27 protein-coding genes and 1 pseudogene are annotated in these 21,033 nt (G+C 53.7%); 21 read left to right on the top strand and 7 right to left on the bottom strand.

Features of this window, described 5'->3' with window-relative positions:
• A pseudogene (locus tag CPA45_RS23110) lies at nucleotides 1-169 on the top strand (dihydrodipicolinate synthase family protein); the annotation flags it as partial.
• Between the two features lie 445 nt (nucleotides 170-614).
• Here the strand turns inward: CPA45_RS23110 and CPA45_RS20025 are convergent.
• Both CPA45_RS20025 and CPA45_RS20020 read right to left on the bottom strand, forming a co-directional pair.
• A complete protein-coding gene (locus CPA45_RS20025) occupies nucleotides 615-1,088 on the bottom strand; it encodes an FAD-binding protein (RefSeq protein WP_208858565.1) in 474 nt (157 codons plus the stop codon).
• A 196-nt stretch (nucleotides 1,089-1,284) separates the two neighbouring features.
• Entirely contained in the window at nucleotides 1,285-1,896 is a 612-nt protein-coding gene (locus CPA45_RS20020; RefSeq protein WP_096654642.1) for a TetR/AcrR family transcriptional regulator, read from the bottom strand.
• A 146-nt stretch (nucleotides 1,897-2,042) separates the two neighbouring features.
• Between CPA45_RS20020 and CPA45_RS20015 the strand changes: the two genes are divergently transcribed.
• The 4 genes from CPA45_RS20015 (at nucleotide 2,043) to CPA45_RS20005 (ending at nucleotide 4,891) form a co-directional block, all read left to right on the top strand.
• On the top strand, nucleotides 2,043-3,065 hold the full coding sequence (locus CPA45_RS20015) for a saccharopine dehydrogenase (protein ID WP_096654640.1): 1,023 nt from the start codon (nucleotides 2,043-2,045) through the stop codon (nucleotides 3,063-3,065).
• Complete coding sequence (locus CPA45_RS20010) at nucleotides 3,062-4,075, top strand: saccharopine dehydrogenase family protein (RefSeq protein WP_096654638.1); 1,014 nt, start codon at nucleotides 3,062-3,064, stop codon at nucleotides 4,073-4,075. The genes CPA45_RS20015 and CPA45_RS20010 overlap by 4 nt, the downstream gene beginning before the upstream one ends.
• 201 nt (nucleotides 4,076-4,276) lie before the next feature.
• Nucleotides 4,277-4,450, top strand: coding sequence for a hypothetical protein (locus CPA45_RS22875; RefSeq protein WP_165771593.1), 174 nt, complete (start codon nucleotides 4,277-4,279; stop codon nucleotides 4,448-4,450).
• A 171-nt stretch (nucleotides 4,451-4,621) separates the two neighbouring features.
• Nucleotides 4,622-4,891 (top strand): hypothetical protein, encoded by a 270-nt coding sequence (locus tag CPA45_RS20005; RefSeq protein WP_422822048.1) that lies wholly within the window; start codon nucleotides 4,622-4,624, stop codon nucleotides 4,889-4,891.
• A gap of 74 nt (nucleotides 4,892-4,965) precedes the next feature.
• Here CPA45_RS20005 and CPA45_RS20000 read toward each other — a convergent pair whose 3' ends face one another.
• Nucleotides 4,966-5,934: a zinc-binding metallopeptidase family protein gene (locus CPA45_RS20000; protein WP_096654636.1), complete on the bottom strand. Its 969-nt coding sequence runs from the start codon at nucleotides 5,932-5,934 to the stop codon at nucleotides 4,966-4,968.
• A gap of 303 nt (nucleotides 5,935-6,237) precedes the next feature.
• Here CPA45_RS20000 and CPA45_RS19995 point away from each other — a divergent pair, with 303 nt between their 5' ends.
• From CPA45_RS19995 to CPA45_RS19975, 5 genes are all read left to right on the top strand, one after another.
• Nucleotides 6,238-6,489, top strand: coding sequence for a hypothetical protein (locus CPA45_RS19995; protein ID WP_096654634.1), 252 nt, complete (start codon nucleotides 6,238-6,240; stop codon nucleotides 6,487-6,489).
• Nucleotides 6,490-6,583: 94 nt separating this feature from the next.
• The gene (locus tag CPA45_RS19990) at nucleotides 6,584-7,087 is read left to right on the top strand and encodes a GNAT family N-acetyltransferase (protein WP_096654632.1); all 504 of its coding nucleotides are present in this window, start codon (nucleotides 6,584-6,586) and stop codon (nucleotides 7,085-7,087) included.
• A gap of 39 nt (nucleotides 7,088-7,126) precedes the next feature.
• Nucleotides 7,127-7,573: an SRPBCC domain-containing protein gene (locus CPA45_RS19985; protein ID WP_096654630.1), complete on the top strand. Its 447-nt coding sequence runs from the start codon at nucleotides 7,127-7,129 to the stop codon at nucleotides 7,571-7,573.
• A 180-nt stretch (nucleotides 7,574-7,753) separates the two neighbouring features.
• Complete coding sequence (locus CPA45_RS19980; protein WP_096654628.1) at nucleotides 7,754-8,104, top strand: VOC family protein; 351 nt, start codon at nucleotides 7,754-7,756, stop codon at nucleotides 8,102-8,104.
• 115 nt (nucleotides 8,105-8,219) lie between these two features.
• A complete protein-coding gene (locus CPA45_RS19975) occupies nucleotides 8,220-8,834 on the top strand; it encodes a class I SAM-dependent methyltransferase (RefSeq protein ID WP_096654626.1) in 615 nt (204 codons plus the stop codon).
• A 62-nt stretch (nucleotides 8,835-8,896) separates the two neighbouring features.
• Here the strand turns inward: CPA45_RS19975 and CPA45_RS19970 are convergent, their stop codons facing one another.
• The gene (locus CPA45_RS19970; protein WP_165771592.1) at nucleotides 8,897-9,787 is read right to left on the bottom strand and encodes a LysR family transcriptional regulator; all 891 of its coding nucleotides are present in this window, start codon (nucleotides 9,785-9,787) and stop codon (nucleotides 8,897-8,899) included.
• Nucleotides 9,788-9,931: 144 nt separating this feature from the next.
• Here CPA45_RS19970 and CPA45_RS19965 point away from each other — a divergent pair, with 144 nt between their 5' ends.
• Nucleotides 9,932-11,134, top strand: coding sequence for an MFS transporter (locus CPA45_RS19965; RefSeq protein WP_096654622.1), 1,203 nt, complete (start codon nucleotides 9,932-9,934; stop codon nucleotides 11,132-11,134).
• A 149-nt stretch (nucleotides 11,135-11,283) separates the two neighbouring features.
• Nucleotides 11,284-12,897 (top strand): ABC-F family ATP-binding cassette domain-containing protein, encoded by a 1,614-nt coding sequence (locus CPA45_RS19960; protein ID WP_096654620.1) that lies wholly within the window; start codon nucleotides 11,284-11,286, stop codon nucleotides 12,895-12,897.
• A gap of 126 nt (nucleotides 12,898-13,023) precedes the next feature.
• Here CPA45_RS19960 and CPA45_RS19955 read toward each other — a convergent pair whose 3' ends face one another.
• Nucleotides 13,024-13,920: a LysR substrate-binding domain-containing protein gene (locus CPA45_RS19955; protein ID WP_096654618.1), complete on the bottom strand. Its 897-nt coding sequence runs from the start codon at nucleotides 13,918-13,920 to the stop codon at nucleotides 13,024-13,026.
• A gap of 106 nt (nucleotides 13,921-14,026) precedes the next feature.
• On the opposite strand from CPA45_RS19955, the gene CPA45_RS19950 reads away from it, so the two are divergent.
• From CPA45_RS19950 to CPA45_RS19910, 9 genes are all read left to right on the top strand, one after another.
• Nucleotides 14,027-14,926, top strand: a complete 900-nt coding sequence (locus CPA45_RS19950) for an alpha/beta fold hydrolase (RefSeq protein ID WP_096654616.1) — start codon at nucleotides 14,027-14,029, stop codon at nucleotides 14,924-14,926.
• A gap of 226 nt (nucleotides 14,927-15,152) precedes the next feature.
• On the top strand, nucleotides 15,153-15,848 hold the full coding sequence (locus CPA45_RS19945) for a haloacid dehalogenase type II (RefSeq protein ID WP_096654614.1): 696 nt from the start codon (nucleotides 15,153-15,155) through the stop codon (nucleotides 15,846-15,848).
• Nucleotides 15,849-16,029: 181 nt separating this feature from the next.
• Complete coding sequence (locus tag CPA45_RS19940) at nucleotides 16,030-16,365, top strand: zinc ribbon domain-containing protein YjdM (protein ID WP_078088309.1); 336 nt, start codon at nucleotides 16,030-16,032, stop codon at nucleotides 16,363-16,365.
• A 165-nt stretch (nucleotides 16,366-16,530) separates the two neighbouring features.
• Nucleotides 16,531-16,953, top strand: a complete 423-nt coding sequence (locus CPA45_RS19935) for a GNAT family N-acetyltransferase (RefSeq protein ID WP_208858564.1) — start codon at nucleotides 16,531-16,533, stop codon at nucleotides 16,951-16,953.
• A gap of 105 nt (nucleotides 16,954-17,058) precedes the next feature.
• Nucleotides 17,059-17,640, top strand: coding sequence for a class I SAM-dependent methyltransferase (locus CPA45_RS19930; RefSeq protein WP_096654612.1), 582 nt, complete (start codon nucleotides 17,059-17,061; stop codon nucleotides 17,638-17,640).
• A gap of 158 nt (nucleotides 17,641-17,798) precedes the next feature.
• Nucleotides 17,799-18,410 (top strand): hypothetical protein, encoded by a 612-nt coding sequence (locus CPA45_RS19925; protein ID WP_096654610.1) that lies wholly within the window; start codon nucleotides 17,799-17,801, stop codon nucleotides 18,408-18,410.
• 72 nt (nucleotides 18,411-18,482) lie between these two features.
• Nucleotides 18,483-19,109 carry a LysE family translocator gene (locus CPA45_RS19920; protein WP_096654608.1) on the top strand — a complete coding sequence of 209 codons (627 nt, stop codon included), beginning with the start codon at nucleotides 18,483-18,485 and terminating at the stop codon, nucleotides 19,107-19,109.
• Between the two features lie 131 nt (nucleotides 19,110-19,240).
• The gene (locus CPA45_RS19915) at nucleotides 19,241-19,591 is read left to right on the top strand and encodes a TfoX/Sxy family protein (protein WP_096654606.1); all 351 of its coding nucleotides are present in this window, start codon (nucleotides 19,241-19,243) and stop codon (nucleotides 19,589-19,591) included.
• A 442-nt stretch (nucleotides 19,592-20,033) separates the two neighbouring features.
• Nucleotides 20,034-20,192 (top strand): hypothetical protein, encoded by a 159-nt coding sequence (locus CPA45_RS19910; protein ID WP_244287667.1) that lies wholly within the window; start codon nucleotides 20,034-20,036, stop codon nucleotides 20,190-20,192.
• Between the two features lie 184 nt (nucleotides 20,193-20,376).
• On the opposite strand, the gene CPA45_RS19905 is transcribed toward CPA45_RS19910, so the two are convergent.
• Together CPA45_RS19905 and CPA45_RS19900 are read right to left on the bottom strand one after the other, a co-directional pair.
• Complete coding sequence (locus CPA45_RS19905) at nucleotides 20,377-20,601, bottom strand: Txe/YoeB family addiction module toxin (RefSeq protein ID WP_244287668.1); 225 nt, start codon at nucleotides 20,599-20,601, stop codon at nucleotides 20,377-20,379.
• Between the two features lie 28 nt (nucleotides 20,602-20,629).
• Nucleotides 20,630-20,902: a type II toxin-antitoxin system Phd/YefM family antitoxin gene (locus tag CPA45_RS19900; protein ID WP_096654602.1), complete on the bottom strand. Its 273-nt coding sequence runs from the start codon at nucleotides 20,900-20,902 to the stop codon at nucleotides 20,630-20,632.
• Between the last annotated feature and the right edge of the window lie 131 nt (nucleotides 20,903-21,033).

Here is a 21,033-nt window from a genome sequence, read left to right as displayed (position 1 = left end):
ATTATGGGCGCTCTACCGTGACTACAGCGGTAGCCTACGGGTAGCGGCCACCATCGCGGAACTAACCGGCAGAGTGAGCCAGCCCTGTTTACCCCAGCCACTACAAACGCTACAAGGCGATGCCCGCAAGCGAGTAGAAGCCGTTATTGAAGAGCTCGCTTTACGCTAAGACCGTTAACGCAGTGCAGGCCCTTCACCTGGGCCTGCGTTTTTTAAAATCCCAGCTTGCAGCAGACCCTGTTTTCAAAGCTCTTGGGCGCCGTGTTACAGCCAGGCGGGGCAATCCAGTTTCAACCGATTACCTCGCGGTTGGCACAGAAGGGTGGCATGGGCAGGAAGGCCCGCGCCTGCGGGTCGTAAGCAACGGGGGGCCGTCGGCGGTGGCGAGGTTGTCGAACCAAAGCGAGCCGGAACCGACTGGGTTGGCAAAAACGCGCATACAGTAGGGACTCCGGAAGAACGACAGGGCACAGAGCCCGAAAAGTCACGAATTCATACTTCGCTTCTCCCCGCCGGGTGTCAAACCATTTACCGTGCCTGGGGTCAACCGGCATTGATGGGGTCTCAACACGTTCGTCAAACAAAACAAGGCGTATGCCGTGGGAAGAAGGGAATCAGAGAACTGAGGGACTGCTCCTCGTTGTTGGCTCATCGCACTTTGCCGGGACACGCGGCGCTGACCGGCTCCTACGCCGTGGCATCGAACACCAGCCTGACCAACTCGGCGAGCGTCGGGGGCACGTGGATGCTGTCGCGCACCCGTTGCGCCTTGGCCCCCGGGTGTTCATGGCGACCACCACCTCGTGAATCAGATCGGCTGCCTGGGGGCCGATCATGTGAAAGCCGAGGATCCGGTCGCTGCCCTTCTCGACCAGCAGTTTCGCAAAGCCCGCTGGTGAGCCGACGATCTTGCCCTTGGCGAAATCGGCGTACTCCTTCCTGGCGACTACGTAATCGAGGCCCTGGTCGGGGCGGTTATCGACCAGCGCGACCGACTTGCCGTCCTGCTGAGCGGAATAGGCGGCCGTCAGGCCGGAGCCGCAGCCGCAGCCGATGCAGACTACGTCGTAGCGCTCAATCGGAGCCATGGTTCCTCCCGCGTCACTGCGCGGTGCGAGTTCTCCCTGTACCGCGCTCGATGTCATTCGGCCGGCCCCGTCGAGGTCGGCGATCAGGTTAGTTAGCGTAGCGTAGTCCACTTCGCGCCCACCCCGGGGAAGGCGGCGGCGAGCCTGGGCCGTGCGGCCGCTTCGGTGACTGGCTAGCCGCCCTCGTCGTGAGCCCCTAGTCGCCGCTGACCCCGCTGATGACCAGCGCGGCGAGGTTAGCGGTGGCCTGCTCCAGTCCCACCCGCCCACGGATCACCTCTGCGGAGATCGACTCGGCGGCACCGATGAATCCGGCACAGCGCAGTTGCAGGTCTGTGTCCGATAGCACCGTATAGGGAGCGAGGGTCTCGCAATAGAGCCGGATACATCGGTCGATCAGCTCCCGCTGTACCGCTTCCATCTCCTCACTGCCTTTGAGGGCGGCGGAAATCGCGTGCCACTCGGGCCCGGTAGAGGCGTGGCAATTGAGGGCAGCATGGCTGATCACCTCGGCGATGGTTTCCAGACGCGGCGGCGTCTGCTCCAGGGCTTCACGAAGCACTCGGATCTGGCGCTCATCGATGCGCCGGTAGAGAGTCACCAGCAGGTTGGAGCGTGTGCCGAAATGCTCGTAGGCCACTGGCTTGCTGACCCCGGCGCACTCGGCTACGTGAGCCAGGGTCAGGGCATCAGCGCCCTTGGCGCGCACTACCTCCATCGCCGTTTCCAGTAGCTGTTCGCGCCGCTCGGCCTTCGCCAGCTTCTTTCCGGGCCCGGCTTGTGCTGGTCGCACATTGTCTTTCCTCATTGCGTCTCTCCCCATTGCTCAAGACCTACCAATGCTTGACAAGCCGTCGATTAGGTGTAACTTACCATAAGTAACTTACCTTTAGTAAGTTGTGGTCGGTAGGAAATCTTACCACAAGAGGGCTTTAAGGCCCGGGAGAAACGAACATGCCAATTACACACAAACCTGTCCTGATCATCGGCGGTTCCGGCGTTGTCGGATCGCAGGCCGCGCATACCCTGCGCCGCCTGCAGCCGCAATTACCCATTGCCATCGGTGGCCGCGACCTGGCCAAGGCCGAGGCTGTGGCCGCCAAAGTGGGCGGTGCCCATGGCGTCGCGGTGAATCTCGAGCGCGCAGACCTCGGCTTGGCGGAAAGTGACAAATACAGCGCAGTGGCTATTTTTCTCAAGGACGAGACGCTGAACTCGATGCGATTCGCCCAGAAGCGAGGGTTGCCCTATATCAGCGTTTCCAGCGGTACCTTCGAGCAGGGCCCGGAGGTGTCGCGCTTCGTCCACCACCCCGGGGACGCGCCGATCCTGATGGCCAGCCACTGGCTCGCGGGGGCCGCGATCTTCCCGGTGCTGCATTTTGCCAAGGCCTATCGGGCGCTGGAGACAATCCACATCGGGGTGCTGTTGGATAAGGAGGACATGGGTGGCCCGGCGGCCTCCGCGGACTACGAGCGAATCACAGGTGTCGCGCCCGCTGCGCTAACCCTCAGGGATGGCAATTTCACCTGGGTCAGCGGCGCAGAGGCCGAAGGCCGTTTTACCAGCGTCGACGGCACCCCGGTGGCCGCCCAGGCCTACTCCCCTTTCGACATCATGGGCTTGGCCGCGGCGACCGATGCCAGCGCCATCCGCCTCGATTTTGCCTTGGGTGAATCCGCCAGCCGTCGTCGCGGCGAGCCCTTTTCCACGGAAATCGTGATCGAGTTGCGGGGCCTGAGTGAGGATGGCGCGCCTCGCCGTTCACGCCACGAAATCGTCCACCCCGCCGGGCAGGCTCCGCTGACCGCACTGGGGGTGGCGCTGGGAGTGGAACGCCTGCTTGGCCTGGCGGGAGGAAGTCCGGTTGCTCCGGGGCTGTACCTGCCGGAAGTAATTATCGAGCCGGACTACTTCGTCGAGCGCCTGCTGGAGTTTGGCGCCCGTATTGAATCCCCTGAGGAGCTGGTGTCATGACGTCGCTACAGAGTGCGTCGGTACTGCTGCTCGGCGGCTACGGCAGCCTGGGTTCCAGAGTCGCGCGGCTGCTACGCCGTCGTCACCCCGGACTGCATCTGACCATCGCCGGGCGCAATCGGGAAAAAGCCGGGGCGCTGGCCACGGAGCTGGGCAATGCCGATGCCGCATTGGTGGACTTGAGCCGCGCCGATCTGGGATTGCCGCAAGATCGCCCATTCAGTGCTGTGGTGACTGCGGTAAGAGACCTCTCGCTCAACAGCATGCGCTTCGCCCAAGATCGTGGCATCGCCTATGTCGCCCTTTCCGATGCGCCCTTCGAGCTGGGCCCGCTGGTGGCGCGGTACATCCATGAGCCCACGGCGTCGGTGCTGATGCTCGGCCACAGTATCGGCGCGGTACCCACGCTGGCGGCGCTGCACTTTGCCGGTCGCTTCAGCCGTGTCGAGGCGATCGAGATTGGCCTGGTGTTTGATCCGGACGACCCTTTCGGCGCCATGTCCAACGCGGATATGGCGCGGATTGCCCAAGTGGGACCGCAGCCACTGCTGATGCGTGAGGGGCGCTGGAGTTACGCCGCAGGGGAAGAGGCTGCACGTACGTTCACCGGGGTTGGCGGTGCCCGCCACCAAGGCCAGGCGGTGGGGCTGGCCGATCTGCTCAGCCTCTCCTCGATAGAGACGGTGAACTCGCTGCGGCTGGATGTGGCCGAAGGACTTACCGCGAGCAGCCGAAGCGGCCGCGGCCCCTCTCACGAGGTGATTATCGAAATCAGCGGCGAGTTGGTCGGGGGCGACACAGGGCGCTATCGCTACGAATTGGTGGATCCGCAGGGCTACGCGATGCTGAGCGCGCGCGGCGTGGCGGTGTGCGTCGAGCGGTTGCTGGGGCTCAACGGCGGGGCGCCGCCAGGCCCCGGACTATACCTGCCGGAAAGCCTGGTCGATCCGGCTTACCTGCTGGAGCAGGTCGAGGCCGGTGGCGTAACCGTCAATCGCAGCGAGGTATAGTGCCTTGGGGACGTTCTCTCCCGCGCGATGGGAAGGACGGCAACCGACAGTCTCGGCCGCTCACGCCTTGCTCAACGGATGGCTGGGTCGGCCGAGAACCTGGGCCGACACCAGTCCCCGGATTGAGCCAACATCGCCTGTAAGGCGGGGGGCCGTTTCTCGACAGTACCTTCGTGAGGATGGGTCGCGAGGAGGCGAACCATGAAGCGTAAAGGTTGGTGGATGGCAGCTGCCCTGATGATCGGTTTAGCCTGGTCCATGGAAGCCCTCGCTGAGGGGCGCATCTTTACCCGCAATGGCCTGGCCATCGGCGGCACGGACCCAGTGGCCTACTTCACCCAGGGTCAGCCGGTACAGGGCTCGCCCGACTATTAGCTGGAGTGGCGTGATGCCACCTGGCAGTTCGCGTCGGCCGAGCATCGCGACCGGTTCCAGGCGGACCCCGAGGTCTATGCGCCTCAGTACGGCGGCTGGTGCGCCTGGGCGGCGGCACGCGACGCGGCCGCCGCCACAGGGCTGCTTGCCGGTTGCGATGCCTAGTACTCGGTGATTGGCGGGCTATATCCCGAGGCCGCGCTGGCGCTAACCCGTGCTGCACAATCGGGAGATACTCAGCAAGCCAACGCGCTTTCTGTAGCGCTTGAACCGTTATGGGCGCTCTACCGTGACTACAGCGGTAGCCTACGGGTAGCGGCCACCATCGCGGAACTAACCGGCAGAGTGAGCCAGCCCTGTTTACCCCAGCCACTACAAACGCTACAAGGCGATGCCCGCAAGCGAGTAGAAGCCGTTATTGAAGAGCTCTCTTTACGCTAAGGCTGTTAACGCAGTGCAGGCTCTTCACCTGGGCCTGCGTTTTTTAAAATCCCAGCTTGCAACAGACCCAGCTTTCAAAGCCCTTGGGCGCCGCGTCGTAGCCAGTCATGAACGAAGGCTAGCTTGCGCATCGCAGCGTCTGAAAGCACAAACGGATAGAGGTCTGACAGGCCCATAGAACGGTTCACATGGTTAACACCGGCCACCAGTGATGCCGCGATATGAATCAACCGCTCAGCGTCCGGTTCGGCGTAAGCATCCCAGCCATGGGTGTTAGGCAAAGCCGGTGATGTCATTCCCGACGACACAAAGCTATCGGTGATATCAGTAAGGTGTAGCAAGTGTGAAGCGGTTTCCGCCCAGTCTTCGTGGGGGTGGGAAGAGGCATAGGTAGACAGAAAGCGCTGCCGCCAATCTGCAGGCGGGCCATTTTGATAATAATGCTGAAGTGCCGTTGGATAATCCTCCCGCTCATCGCCAAACATCTCACGAAAAGCATCAAGAAAATCATCCCGCAAACTTAGTCGCCACCACAGCATATGCGAGATTTCATGGCGCATATGACCAATCATGGTGCGGTAAGGCTCATCCAGAGCCTCCTTGCGGGTTGTGCGCAGTACTGGGTCTGCCTCCGCGACACTGATGGTGACTACTCCACCCACATGCCCCATAGGTACGGGCGTTCCCCCTTCGGCTAACATATGAAATACCGGTGGCGCGCCGGGGTCTTCAGGGCGAAACCAGTTCCAGCGGCCAAGGTTATCAATCACCCAGCGTTTAGCTGCTTCCGTTTGTGCCCAATTAGGCATGGCATTTGTAATATCAGGGGCGGGCGCCAACGCTGTCATCTCGCAAGCACGGCAGAATGCGCCTTGCTTCGGGGCAATCCAGTTACAACCGATTACCTCGCGGTTCGCACAGAAGGGCGGCATAGGTAAAAAGGCACGCGCTTGCGGGTCGTAAGCGACGGGAATACCGTCTGCGGTTACCAAATTATCAAACCAGAGTGAACCGGCACCGACCGGATTAGAAAACACACGCATAGGTCGGGTATCTCAAGAGAAACGAGACTTCAGTCTAGAAGGCAATGACTTGATACGTCCAACAGCGATTTGAAAACCCAGCCATAAAGACACCATATGCGGCGTGGCGTTAGTTCGTGACGCTTCAAGTGTGGTCAGAGAGAGTACCTGGCGCAAAAAAATGAGAGGTTGTTGCTTAATATTGCAGTGGAGATGGCTTACCGTTTGTAAAAGCAAAATGCCTGGTAATAAAAAGCCGAATGCTTATCATGTTGGTACTAGTGTTGTGGGAAAGGCCACTAGGTCAGCGAAAGAGTTCAGGTAATGGAAGATGCGCTAAAAAGATTGCTTCAAATCGTCGTCGAGATTCTAAAGTTTCTCGTTATGGCGCTGGTGGTTCAAGTTTTATTCTTTAATTTAGGGCGCTTCTCACTGTGGTTACTCACTATGGGTAGATACCCCAGGGGAAGTTTAGCTCAGCAGGAAGTAAATTGGATTACCTTTGCTGGTTTTATTACCTTCGTGGTATTTGTTGTCGCAATGGGGTTTTATAATACATCTATGGGCATGCCTTGAATAATATCAAGCATCTGGTGGTGGCCGACAATGCTCTAATCAAGTGCGTCATGGGGTTGGTTACTACTATGTATCATTCGGTCTGGAGGATGGGGTGTATAAGATTGAAAGGGCTACGTTTCCCGCTGATTTAAAGGATGTGCTTGATTTGTATCGTGAGTACATTGATAGCACATCCGTTGATCTTTCTTTTCAAGGTAACGATGAAGAGTTTAACCGCTTGCCTGAAAAGTACAGCTCAGGTGAGTCTAAGATTTTTTTAGCAACCATAAATGAACAGCCAATTGGCTGCGCTGCCTTTCGAAAAGTAGACAACGATACCTGTGAAATGAAGCGCGTTTATGTTCGCCCAACTGCTCGTGGAAGCAGGTTAGGGTCTAGGCTGGTTGAAAGAGTATTACAAGAGGCAATTGCCAGTGGATATAAGAAAATATGTCTCGATGTATTACCTGAGTTTAAAGCAGCCTTGGCGTTATATAAATCATATGGATTTGTTCAACACCCACCCGTGACGAGTAACCCCGTTCCCGGAACCCAATTCTTGGGGTTGGATTTAGAGCGCTATAAGCAAGCCTCCTCTCTGCTGGCAGGGCGCTGATAACTCTTAGTATTGAACTCAAAAAACAGGAAAGGATTAATGGCTACCTATCACCTGAGCACGGAAATCGACATCCACGCCTCAGCCGAGCAAGTGTGGAGTATTCTGTCGGATTTCTCGTCTTACCCTCAATGGAACCCCTTCATTAGATCTGTTTCCGGTGTGGCAGAGGAGGGTGCACGGCTCAAAATTGCTGTTCAGCCAAATGGTGGCAAAGTCATGCGCTTCTCGCCTATCGTACTTGCGGCAGAAGCAGGTCGTGAACTTCGGTGGCGTGGGCGATTTGTATTTCCTGGTATTTTTGATGGTGAGCACCGTTTTGTCATTGAGCCCTTGGGCGAAGGTAAAGTGCGCTTTGAGCAGAGCGAGCAGTTCAGCGGACTGTTGGTCGGATTACTCCGTTCTAGCCTGGAACGTGATACCAAGCGAGGATTTGAAGATATGAATCGCACTTTGAAAGCACGCGCTGAAGGAGTTGAGGATTGAGGAGCCAGTTAGAGACTAGGTACCGGCTAAGTAACCGTAAACAGCCGGCAATGCAGTAGCTGCATGATGCGGTTCTCTCCCATCGTCTAAAGCGCCGCCTCCCAGAGTTGGGCTCAACATGATTTAACAGCTAGGCTGGAATTGTCATAGCGAAATGAAGCCAGCCACTGGGAGGAGAAAATGAAGGTAAAACGTATCGTCTACAACATTACAGCTTCCAACCCCTCAGAAGCAGATCAGTTTTATGCGGCCATATTTGGACTCGATGTCGTGATGGACCATGGCTGGCTTAGAACCTATAGCTCCGGCGAGACAATGACCACACAGGTAAGCGTGGCATCGGAGGGTGGCTCGGGTACGCCAGTTCCTGATTTATCCATAGAAGTGGATAATTTAGACGCGGCTTTAGAGCGAGTGCAGAACCAAAATATTGAGATTGAGTACGGGCCGGTAAGCGAACCCTGGGGTGTTCGTCGCTTCTATATTCGTGACCCTTTCGGGAAACTTATCAATGTTTTACAGCATGAGTGAGTTCCAGGCAGGCCTGAAGGTTACGGGTTAAGGGTGGCCGGTATGCTTGGCATGTTGGTGCCTCTTTAGCTAATTAAAGTGTTCAGGAGTTAGTGAAATTAAAAGGGGGGGACGATTGAAGGGGGCCAAGGAGTTTTGGAATAAAAGCGCGCCTCGTTACGCCAAAAGCCGGGTACGTGACGAGAGGGTTTATCAACAGAAACTGGCAATCACGCAGGAGTACTTCCAGCCGGACTCATCCATATTGGAGTTCGGATGCGGAACTGGTAGTACGGCGATTACTCATGCTCCCTACGTCAAGCATATTATGGCTACCGACATCTCGGATAAGATGCTTGATATTGCCCAGCAGAAGGCGAAGGAGGCAGGTGTTGAAAATGTCAGTTTCCAGCAGGGTAGCTTAGATAGCCTTGAACTAAACGTAGAAAGCTTTGATGCCATTTTAGGACTCAATGTGCTGCACCTGCTAGAAGATGTGGATGCGGCGATTGCAAGGGTGTATGAGGTATTGAAGCCTGGAGGCGTCTTTGTATCCAGTACCGCGCTTGTTGATGAAATCAATGTGTTCTGGCGGCTATTAATCCCTCTTATGCAGATGCTTGGGTTAGCGCCTTATGTGAGCCGCTTTGGTAAGCAGGAGCTGGTGGTTAAGTTGATAAATGCCGGATTTAGCGTTGATCGTGAATGGCAGCCTAGCAAAGGGGCGGTTTTTATCGTTGCTAAGAAGTGACCAGTGCGGTGATGATCTGGCTGGGCATAGGAGTGGCTAAATGGTAGAGACATGGAAAGGTGCTAACCATAGAGATGCGCCTCAACAAGATGCTTAAACTGTTCACTCAGCGGATTGTCCTCTTTACCGACCAGCACTAGCGTCTGGGAAGAGTCCTTATCGGCAAGCGGTATCGCAATTAGGCCGTGGGCCATCGACGCGGCACTGGCAGGCAGGATGGCGATACCAATACCTGCTCCAACGAAACACAGCATACTTCCAATATCGGGTACTTCTACAGCGCGGCTGAGAGAAACGCCTGCTTTATCCGCTAATGCTTCCAGTTGCCGCCTCAGAAATGTTCTTTGCGTAGCGGGCTGGAGCAAAAGCCGCTCATTGGTGAACTCCTTAAAAGCGATGGATGTTCTTGCCTGCAGTCGATGGCCTGGGGGAAGAAGCACAAAAAGTGGCTCATCTCCCAGCCTGGAAACTGATAAGCCAGACAGTGAGTTTTCGTCTAGGTCGGCGCGGAGCACCGCAGCATCAAGCTTACCTGCTTTAAGCGATGCGATATGCAACAGGGCATTCCCTTCGCATAACTGCAATTCGAGCAATGGGCGCTCCGCGAGTAGTTTCGCCAGGGCAGAGGTGAGGGGTTTAGAGAAGATCGCGCTTGCCGAATAGCCAATGCGTAAGGTGCCGATTTCACCATGGGCCGCCTGTCTGGCAACGCTGATACTTCTCAGCGTTGCACTAAGTATCTCCCGGCTCTCAACAAGAAAGGCCTCGCCAGCTTTGGTGAGATGGACACCCCGGGTATTGCGCTCGAACAGCTTCACACCTACCGTTTCTTCTAATGCTTTTATACTCTGGCTTAACGGCGGCTGGGTAATATGCAATCGCTCCGCAGCTCGTCTGAAGTTAAGCTCCTCCGCAACGGCAATAAAATGCTTAAGCTGTTTCAGTTCGACCATCTCGTCGCTCCTCCCTTGAGCACACAGTACGTTGCTTTCTGATGCTGCGCTCTGTCGCATCACGTATCACTGCGATAGCAAATCCGACATTCACTCATGCCTTGTTCGCAATTACCTTACTCCCTATCTTAAAAGGAATAAGCCATGCGCACGGCCTTGATGATCGGATCGCTCGGCGCTTTTTTTAACTTGTACCAACTTCAGGCGCTGTTTCCACCGTTAGTAGAGCGGTTCGGAACCACGACCACTGACGCTGGCTGGTTAAATATGGCGTCGTTATTAGGAATGATGATAACTGCGCCCATCATTGGCGCTGCAACAAAACACGCCAACCCTTCGACCTTATTGGCAGCAGGCTTTCTCGCGTTGGCAGTGATTAACACCGCCATTGCCTTTACCACTAGCCAAGACGTGCTTTTCACACTGCGGCTAGGCCAAGGAATTGTCATTCCCTTCCTATTGACTGCAGCGATGAATCTAGTCTCAAAGCGACCAAGGAGCTTTGTGCCACTGTACGTAACCGGCACCATTGTTGGCAGCACGCTTAGCCGGTTTTATCCTGCTTGGTCAGTGGGGGCAATGGGCTGGGAGTTAGGGTTCATCAGTATCGCATGTTTGATGGTGCTATCGGCGGTTGTGATTTACCTGCTTCCGAAGGCGCTAAATGCTGAACCAACGCAGTGCATGGCACAGCAACAAATAGCCCAGCAACAAACAGCACAGCAACAAATAGCACAACCACAAACGCCGCTAGCGTATGTAAAGCGTGCTTTCTCGGACACTACTTTGCTGGTTGCCTATCTCACGGGTTTTGCGCTGCTCTTCACGCAAAGCGCAGTGTTTACGGCACTTGGCCTATGGCTTTCTCAAGCACCCTATCATTGGGATTCACAACAGATTGGCACACTCTATCTGGCGTGCCTGCCCGCACTTTTTTTCGTGCTCACTGCACGTCTATTTAGGCGCTATATGAGTGAAACGGCGATTGCCATATCACTGATGGTGTTGATCTGGGCATCGCTATGGCTCATTAGTGCAGCACACATGCCTATCATGGCGGGTGTGGCACTGTTTGCCATAGGAACCTATATGTTCCAAACAGTGACCACTCAACTGTTAAGCAGCTCCCGCCGCGTACCCGCTGGTGTTGCGACCGGAATATATCTCTCTTGCTACTATTTAGGTGGCGCAATTGGTGCAAGCCTCGCGGCTTATGCCTTTGCGGTATGGGGCTGGAGCGGAGTGATTGCATGCATTGCGATAACCCAAGTAGTGATCTTTAGCTTGGTCCTCTGTACCCGATATGTTTGCAAGGAACCAAGCGCTCTAACGCCTCATCATAGATAGCGAGCGAGCGCTATTTGTATTATGGTGGGCCTTTCCACGTTAAACAGAGGTAGTTGTCCAATGAACCATTGATGCCCGCCGTTGCAATAACGGCCAGTCTCCATTAGCCCCTAATGTAGGGGGAGTACTCGGCATCTCTGGAATCAATTATGGCTACTACCCATCTCACCTTAAAAGGTGTCTCCTACGTTTTGTCGGATGGCAGAACGCTTTTCACCGATCTTTATGAACAGTTCGACACACGGCCCACGGGTTTGGTGGGGCGCAATGGAGTTGGTAAAACAGTCTTAGCCCAAATCCTCGCGGGGCTGTTGCAGCCAACCAGCGGCCATTGCCAGCGTTTCGGCCGCGTACATTACCTTGCCCAACAAGTGGCCCAGCCGCAGGGCGCTTCTGTTGCTGATCTCGCAGGCATTCAAACAACCCTGGATGCATTGGCGCGCATCGAAGCTGGCAGCACGGCACCAGAGGATTTTGAGGCAGTCGATGACCGCTGGGATATGCCCCAACGATTGCGCCATGAACTTGAACGCAATGGCTTGGGCTATCTTGAGGCCAGCACACCGGCCAGCACGCTGAGTGGTGGAGAAACCATGCGGGTTGCCCTAATGGGAGCCATGCTCTCGAAGGCCGATTTCCTGATTCTTGATGAGCCAAGCAACCACCTCGACCGACCAAACCGCCAAGCACTCATCGAACAGCTACAGCGCTGGCCGCGTGGGCTGATCGTAGTCAGTCATGACCGGCAACTGCTGGAATCCATGGCGCGCATTGTGGAGCTATCCCCTCTAGGACTACACAGTTACGGTGGCAACTACACCTTTTATGCAGAAGCAAAAGCCCACGAGCAGCAAAGTGCGGTTGACCAACTCAATAAACACAAGCTGGAGCGCCAGCGCCAAGAACGGGTGATGCGCAAGCAGCGTGAACGCCAGGAGAAACGACAGGCCCACGGTAACCGGCAGGGCAAGGAAGCCAATCAAGCCAAGGTGATACTGGATGGTCAGAAAGAGCGCAGCGAAAACTCCACCGGCGCACTGCGCCAGCAACATGCGGCCAGTCGTGAGCAACTTAATCAGCGTGTGCGGGAAGCGGCAAAGCAGGTTGAAAACGAAGCGCACATCACCCTGCATAAGATACCCGTTGAACAGGTCGCCAAACGCTGTTTGGCAGAATTGGAGAGGGTTGAACTACCGTTCGTTATAGGAGCAACTCGTCACATTAGCCTACTGCTGAGAGGGCAGCAGCGCATCGGTATTGTCGGCCCCAATGGCTGCGGTAAATCCACGCTGCTTCGCGTGCTAGCAGGCCAGATCGAACCCTTATCTGGAACCTGTAAGGTGACCCCAGAAAGGGCGTATCTCGACCAGCGACTGGAGAGTCTTGTGCCGGAAAAGAGCGTGCTCGAACAGCTGCAACTGGCTAACCGCTCAATGGCAGACGGCGAGCGGCGTATGCTACTGGCCCAACTAGGCCTGGACGCGCAGAAGATCACCATACCCAGTGGGCTACTAAGCGGAGGTGAGCGCCTGAAAGGAGCGCTGGCCTGCATCCTCTACGCCGATTCGCCCCCGCAACTGTTACTGCTCGATGAACCCAATAACCACCTCGACCTGCCATCGGTACAAGCACTGGAAACGCTGTTACGCAGTTACCAAGGCGCGTTAGTGGTGGTATCCCACGATGATGCCTTTCTGGAAAACCTAGTCCTGACAGACCGCCTGCTGGCAACCGAGCAGGGCTGGCATCTGGAGCCGGTTTGATGAAGATTCATTGTCAGAAAATGGCCTAGACCGAAGGGCTATTGTAGAGAGGGCAGTTATACTGGAAAGCCGTGATGACTCCCAACGGGCAGTTTTATATCTACACGAAATCGGTCGCCGAGAGCTTTAGCAGGCTCTAAAGTAGCTTTGCGTACCCGCATGCCGTGCCGCGTCAATAAGGGCGGTACTGGTAGGGTTATCAGTGCGAGGGAAAGCATAGAATCTTGCAATCGGCAGTGGCGGCCATCCATCTTTAGTACCCAGTAAACGTACGCCTTCCCTTAATTGACTATTAGCAATGACGGTGACAGCAAAACCAGAACGTGCCGCTGCCAGGCAGCCTGCCATACTGCTGCTTTCAAATACCACGCGCCATTCTTGGCCTGCATTGCTCAGCGCCGCAATAGCCGATTCTCGATAGATGCACGGGTCTGGAAAGAGGGCTAGCGGCAGTGGCTGGTCAGCCCTGAATTCCAACGGCTGGTTCGCAGCGAAACACCAAGCCAACGGTTCTTCCCACAACAGCTCCCCGGTCTCTGAGAATCGGCTGCATTGCTTGCCAAACACCAGATCAAGATGACCACACTCCTGCTGGCGAAGCAGATTGGCCGTGATGCCCACTTGCAGCTCAATCGTGGCATCGGGGTACCAGCGACGAAATCGCTGCAGTATCTGGGGGAGCCAGTTGCTGGCGAAATCTTCCGAAGCACCCACCCTAAGCCGTCCCTTCAACGGTGAACCGCGTAGCTTGGCACGCGCCTCGCGTTCCAAATCCAGAATGCTGCGGCCGTAGGCGTACAGGATATCGCCGGCCTGAGTTAGCTCCAGTCGACGCGTCGTGCGGGTAAGCAGTCTTGTGCTGACGAGCTGCTCCAGACGCTTAATATGTCCGCTCACTGCCGAAGGTGTCAGGGCCAAGTTTTCGGCCGCCAGAGCAAAGCTGCCGCTGTCGACGACGCCGAGGAAGGTACGCAGCAATACGGTATCCAGTGGTGTGCCGTTAGCTATGGGAAGAGTGTCCATCAAGTCATTCAACGCAAAATGTTGTTAATAGGGTTTGATTATTCACCAATCGATATGATTCGTCCAGGTAGGCTTAACGCCATAACCAACTAGGTGAGACTAAATTATGAATACTTACCACAGCGTCACTACCGAACGGCTTGATATTGCTTATCTCGAATGGAACCCCGAAGGGGCACGTACTGCCGTGCTTCTGCACGGTTGGCCAGACAGCCCGGAGTGCTGGAAGAGCGTTGCTCCTATCCTGGCAAATACGGGTTACCGCGTTCTTGCGCCTGCGCTACGTGGCTTTGCACCCACTAGATTCCTTGATGCGACCACTCCTCGCAGCGGGCAACTGTCGGCGCTAGGGCGGGATCTGCTGGCGTTTGTAAATGCGTTGGGGCTGGAGCAACCAACGCTAATTGGTCATGACTGGGGCGCACGCGCAGCCGCCAATGCCTGTGGCTTGCAAGGTGGCTTGGCCGCACACTTAGTGATGCTGTCGGTGGGCTATGGCACCAATGACCCTAATCAGGCGCTGTCTATGCAGCAGGCACGCAACTACTGGTATCACTGGTTCATGGCAACGCCGCGCGGCGCACGTGTCGTACGGGAAGAGCGTGAAGTCTTCACGCGGCTAATGTGGGACACTTGGGCACCGGTTGGTTGGTACAGCCAAGCTGATTTTGAGGAAGCCGCACAAGCATTCCAGGGGGAGGATTGGGCTGAAGTCGTGCTGCACTCCTACCGTCATCGCTGGGGCTTTGCCGAGGGGGACCCTACCTATGCTGAAGACGAGTCACGCCTAAATCCCGCCCCTGTCTTGTCTGTACCAACACTGGTAATACATGGCAATGCAGATACTTGTAATCATCCTGATAGTTCCAAAGGGCGAGAGGCTTTCTTCCAACAACGTTACGAGCGGAAGCTGCTTGATGGCGTAGGGCACTTCCCGCAACGGGAGGCGCCGAAGATAGTCGCTGACACTATCCTTAAGTTCTGTGGCCAAGGTTACATGAAGTGAGAGGATTGAATTTATCTGCTACGCCCGACAGAAGGCCAGTGGCTTAATAACAACTAATTGGAGCTGCCGTTCGTCGGGCGTTGCAAATAATCAAAAGCGCTATTTCCTTTCGATTGATTTAGCTAAAGTAAGTTTAAAGCTTATCTGACGGAAGCAGGCTACAGCCTGCTGATCGCCATGACACTATTGGGGCTACTAATGACCATCCAACGAAAAGGAGTAGTTAATGAAAGCTATCGTGTTTGATGTATTTGGCACTATTGTTGATTGGCGCTCTAGTTTGATTCATCAATTCAGTGAGCTAGAGAAAGAGCTGGGGATTGAACTCCCCAGTGAAGTGTTGACGGATCAGTGGCGCCATCAGTATGCCCCTTCGATGAATAGAGTACGACAAGGCGAAACCCCATGGGTGGGATTGGATGATCTGCATCGAGAAAGTCTAGTCAAACTACTCAATCAACAGGGGATTGCGCTAGACGAGGCGACCATTGATCGCGTCAATCACTTTTGGCACCAATTAGACCCATGGCCGGATGTTCAGCGTGGCCTTCAACAATTAAAAGAGCACTACATCATTGCAACCCTGACTAACGGCAATTTGTCGCTAATGGTGGATGTTGCCCGCTATGCCAAACTGCCATGGGATATGGTGTTTTGCGCCGAGTTATTCCAACACTACAAGCCTGACCCCGAGGTCTATTTAGGGGCTTGCCGCCTACTGCGCCTGCCGCCTGAAGAGGTGATGTTATGCGCGGCGCACAATTATGATCTGCGTGCTGCCCGTGCGTTGGGAATGAAAACGGCGTTTATACCCCGTCGTACAGAATATGGCCCGCAACAGAGCAAAGATTTAGAAGCAGAAGAAGCATGGGATTTTGTGGCTGAAGACCTCGTCGCGTTGAGCGAGCGTCTAATAGGCTGAGCCAACAACATGCACCGTGAGAGCAGGGCAGTGGTTAGCACTAAGAAAGCCTAGCGCTAAGCACTGCACTATTCACGACAGAGCCAACCTTAGATCCCTCTAAACCTGCCGGGATGCATTCGCCAAGGCTACGCAGGCTCAGTATCATAGGCAGCTAACCAAACCACAGAAGTTATCGTCTATGTCGTGCCCACCTTGCCCAAATTGCCAATCTGAATTCGTTTATCAGGATCAAAGCCTGTTCATTTGCCCGGAATGCGCTCATGAGTGGAATCCTTCCGAAATTGAAGCGGAAAACACCGTAACGGTGAAAGATGCCAACGGCACCCTGTTATCTGAAGGCGATAAGGTGACGTTAATCAAAGACCTCAAGGTCAAAGGCAGCTCAATCGTTCTCAAAATTGGCACCAAGGCGGTCATCAAGCGGCTCAAGGAGGGTAAAGATCACCAACTAGACTGCAAGGTTGATGGCGCCGGCGACATGATGGTCACCGCCCAGTTTGTGAAAAAAGCCTGAATAGATGGCAATTTGTGCTAACACAAGGCGTTCACAGTAATGATTGGTTTTATTGACAATTAAGATGTTGGAGAGGGCATTAACCAGGCTGAATGTGGTTGATTCATATGCTGGCGTACTCACCACCATAGAACGTACCGCCCAATATCTGTTAGGAGATTGATAGTGATCTCATATCAACCAACTACTGACTTTGCGAAGTCAGCAGAGATGACATACGACAATATGCGTTCGTACTATGAGCATTACTCTGTTGATTGGGATCAAGCCAGAATATTGGAACAAATTCTCAAGCTGGAAAACTGGGACATTTTGCTGAATGGTGAAGTGGTTGGTGTAATTCGCCTGGAATTCGACCATGAGAGCTGTTATTTACGAGATCTTCAAGTTCGTGACAAATTTCAAAATAAAGGCATTGGTGCATCTGCCCTTGGCGAGTCTTTAAGGTTGGCGAGAGAGTCGGGAGCAATACAGCTCCGGCTAAGAGCGTTTAAAATTAGCCCAGCGCATCATCTTTATAAGCGGCTTGGTTTCAGTGTGGTTGCAGAAGATGATAGGTTTTTCTGCATGGCTAAAGAGCTCTCCTAACACCCTGTTTAAGAAGAATTTCAAACATTTGGTATTTTTAGTTAAAGCTGGCATTAGTGGCTGTGCGTTTTCAGCCTCACAGCAGTGTGTTAAGTAGGTAATAGCATGGTCTTAGAAGGCTGGGATAGCGTCGCCAACCAAGTTAACTTCAACCTAGAAATAGATCGGAAGCGATTCCTGAGCATGGTTAATTTACCGGCCAAAGTGCTTGATTTTGGGTGTGGTTATGGCCGGATCGTTAAGGAGTTAACTGAGAGCGGATACACCAATGTGATTGGTATAGATCCGTCTTCTATAATGCTTGAACGCGGGCTCAAGATGTTCCCAGAGCTTTCTCTATTGCATTCATCTACGGCAACACTGCCCTTTGATGACTGTTCGTTCGATGCAGTCGTGGTTTGTGCGGTTTTTACGTGTATCCCTTCATTGGACGAGCGAGTCGAAGTAGTTGCGGAGATTATGCGTGTATTGAAGCCCGGAGGGCTCCTTCACATTGCTGAGTTCTGTTCAAAAGAAGAGACGGTTTTTACAGCCGGTCTAGGAATACCCATGCGCTACAGCAGGCCCGAGGAGCTGAGAGAGCTATTTGGTGGCTTTCAGTATGTCTACGATGAAGTGGTTGGCGCGAGCACCATGAGCGGCAAAGATGCGCAAAGTTACCGTGCCTTTGTCCAAAAAAACACTTAACAAGGCAAGTCTCGGTTACGGCTGCTGCAATAGGTGGGTGTTAATAGTCTTGTAGCGCGTGGTAAGCCTACGGCGCACCCGCGACGGAGGCCGCAATCGGCTATATAGTTAATGGTATTCTCTACTATTGGCAGCGTCAGCCTCAAAAGGAGACATTAATGCGCGCTGAGCAAGAGTTACCAAAGCTACGTGAAGGAATGCCAGGAGTTTTGGACCGCTTTGTTGGCCCTGGTGCGACGCCAGCAGAGTTGGTACTTCAGTTCGTATTGCCTATTGGGGCAGCGGGTGTAGCGGTTGCTTATGCGGCTTATGCAATCGGGACTTGGTCAGCCGTTCAGTACATCCTATGCGCGGTGCTAGCGTTCGATATCCTGGGTGGCATCATCACCAATTCGACCTCGTCTGGGAAGCGCTGGTATCACCGCGCAGGGCAAGGCTTTGCGCAGCACTTCGGCTTTGTCATGTTGCACCTTGTGCATCTAACCCTTGTGTCATGGCTATTCCTCGGGCTTGATTTACTGTGGCTAATCGCTGCTGGAGGGTACCTCTTGGTGGCAGGCTTCGCGATCATTTTGTCGCCGCTCTACCTTCAGCGGCCGGTTGCTTTGCTGATGTACGCTGGGAGTATTCTTTTAACATTGTACGTGCTTGCACCACCACCAGGAATGGAGTGGTTTCTGCCACTGTTCTACCTGAAACTGCTGGTTGCTCACCTTCCAAAAGAAGCGGCATACCGGCCGAAAGGGGAAGCTAACCATGGGGTTAGCTGAGCGTCAGGTGGCGTGTAAGTTAACCAAAAATATTATCACTGAAGTGAAGATAATAAGGCTAAGGGGGGTAACATGTTTCCATTAGAGGTTTTGGCCGCATATACATTGGCATGTTTACTGCTGGTGATATCCCCAGGGCCAGATAATATGCTGGCGATAGGGCGAGGTTTAAGCCAGGGTAGATTGGCTGCCACTGTTTCTGGTCTATCGTCCGGAACCGGGATTTTATTTCACGTGCTAGCGGCAACATTTGGGCTGACTCTTTTAATCCAAACTTCCGAGCTAGCCTTCTATGTGGTCAAGATCATTGGTGCGGGTTATCTAATTTGGCTAGGCGTCAAAGTCCTTCGGTCTCGCAATCTATTTACCTTAGAGCCTGCAAAAAAACAGTCTTTAAAAACCGTATTTTCAACCGGTTTCCTTTCAGCTGCACTCAACCCTAAGCCGGGTATGTTTGTGCTCGCATTTGTCCCTCAATTTGTAAATCCTAATCTGGGCTCTGTGACATGGCAAATGATTGGCTATGGGGTTTGGTTTGCGGTTTTAACAGCCGTGGGTTTCAGCCTCATGGGCGTGTTTTCATCTAAGTTATCGGAATGGCTGAGAAACAAACCCAAATTGGTTTCTGGCTTAAATATTGGGGCTGGCGTTACGTTTATATCTTCGGGACTGGCTGTTGCGTTCATGAAGCAAAGGTAAGAAGCGTACTAGCAAGGTGTTAGAGGGGGAGAGAAGCTCGCCCTGCGCTCGCGATCAAGCTAAGCCAATCGCTGGCGCGTATGATACCGATGAGCCTTTTCTGTTGAGCCTTAGGAGTGCTTGATTAGTTTATGAGTGAATACATTGAGTACCTTCAGGAAGCCTTCGAGCTCTTCGGGCCAATCACCGCTCGGAAAATGTTCGGCGGGTACGGCATATACCACAATGGATTGATGTTTGCTCTCGTCGCCGAAGACACCCTTTACTTGAAAGCGGACGCTAAAAACTTAGGCTACTTCGAGAAAGAGGGATTAGGTCCGTTCGAGTACAACAAGAGCGGCAAGTTAACGAAGATGTCCTACTATCTGGCTCCCGATGAAGTCATGGATGATCGCGAGCAAGCCGCCATCTGGGCGCATCGCTCATTCGAAGCGGCCCTTCGTTCCCAAGCATTAAAGAACAAGCCAAATAGAAAGAAATAAATCGCGAACTCAACATGCAACTGTATGTAAGTCAATGCTCTAAAGCCAAGACTCCCAGTTCGCGGGCATTCTCTGCTGATACCCGTCATTCTATGCATGGAATAAATTATTCTTAGACACTGGTCGGGTCATCCATTTTGGGCTCATCGTCGTGAGGTTATGATTGGTTAAAAGGAGTGCTGATAAGCTGACCCAGGTCAATCTCGTAGCCTAAGGTGTTACACGCTTGAAGTAGGCTTAAACGAAGTTAGCTGCTAGTCTGAAATTACTAGAGCGAAAATCGCCGCAGGGACAATCTAATGCAAAATGCCTCACGCATTGAGCTTCATCCCGTTAGCCAACACGTGCAGGCGTATGCCAACGGCACTTTGCATACCGCATCTGAGCTATCGAACTCCGTGAGAGAGGCTACCCGCCACGCCACTACTTCCCCCGCGAAGATGTGTGGGGGGATTTGCTATTCATTTCCGAAACTACGATTTACTGCCCGCTCAAGGGCGATGTCACCTACTACACACCGATGTGGCGTGGTGCTATGAGCAGCAGGAAGAGAGAGGAGGGATTGCGCAGAGTCAGGCGTTTTATAAGAGGGGATAGCTGATGACGACTTTCGGCCCTGAGCGGCTATCCGCAGAAAGATTGGTGATAATGTTAACGAGTATGCGCATTTTTCTAACGAGCCTTACGAGGAAAAATAGTATTTCCCACTTTTCTACCAGTGAGTTAGGTGCCTTTTGGCAAGGTAGGACTTCCCAGGAAAACGCGCATGCGCATGAATAAAACTGTTAGGGCTGATCGTAGTGACCACCAATAGCGAAGATATAAATGAACTTGTCATCGAATCGATATATTAAACGATCTTTCTGTGATATCCGCTTAGACCATAGGCCAGATAGGTTGTGCTTTAGTGGTTCAGGCTTTCCTAAACCTGAAGCTGGGTCGTTTGAACGCAGCATTTCCTTGAGCAATTTGCACAAAGCCTTGTGCAATCGTTTGTCCTTTTCGCGCATAGTTTCATACGCTTCCCAGGTATTGCCTTCAAATACCAGTGATCTCATTCATCTGCTCTTCAGTTGGTATATAGCCTTCACTACGGTTGTGGGTTTCAAGAGAGTGGGCAATCTGCTGCATGAGGCTCTTGCTTTGGAGAACATGAAGGGTTTCCTGTTCTTGCTCCCAGTCGTCGGCGCTCATAACAACAAAAGCCTCACCGGCTCGACGAGTTACCTTGAGCGGTTCATGCCTGCTAACTACTTGTTCTACAACGGTCTTAAGGTTGTCTCTAAATTTGTTTACACTGATTGTATCCATAACGGCACCTTGATGTACGGAGTTTCCGTACAAGTATACGATAAAAGCCCTAACAAGGCCAAGCACGGCGACGCCTTTTTCGTTTCGGCTTTGTCTTCACTACAAAGCCGCGCGTGTTGGCGGCGTTATAG

It is taken from the genome of Vreelandella nigrificans, from assembly GCF_002374315.1.
Taxonomy (GTDB): Bacteria; Pseudomonadota; Gammaproteobacteria; order Pseudomonadales; family Halomonadaceae; genus Vreelandella; species Vreelandella nigrificans.
Note: the sequence above shows the minus strand (reverse complement) of the source record. Positions and strands in the feature narration are given on the sequence as shown.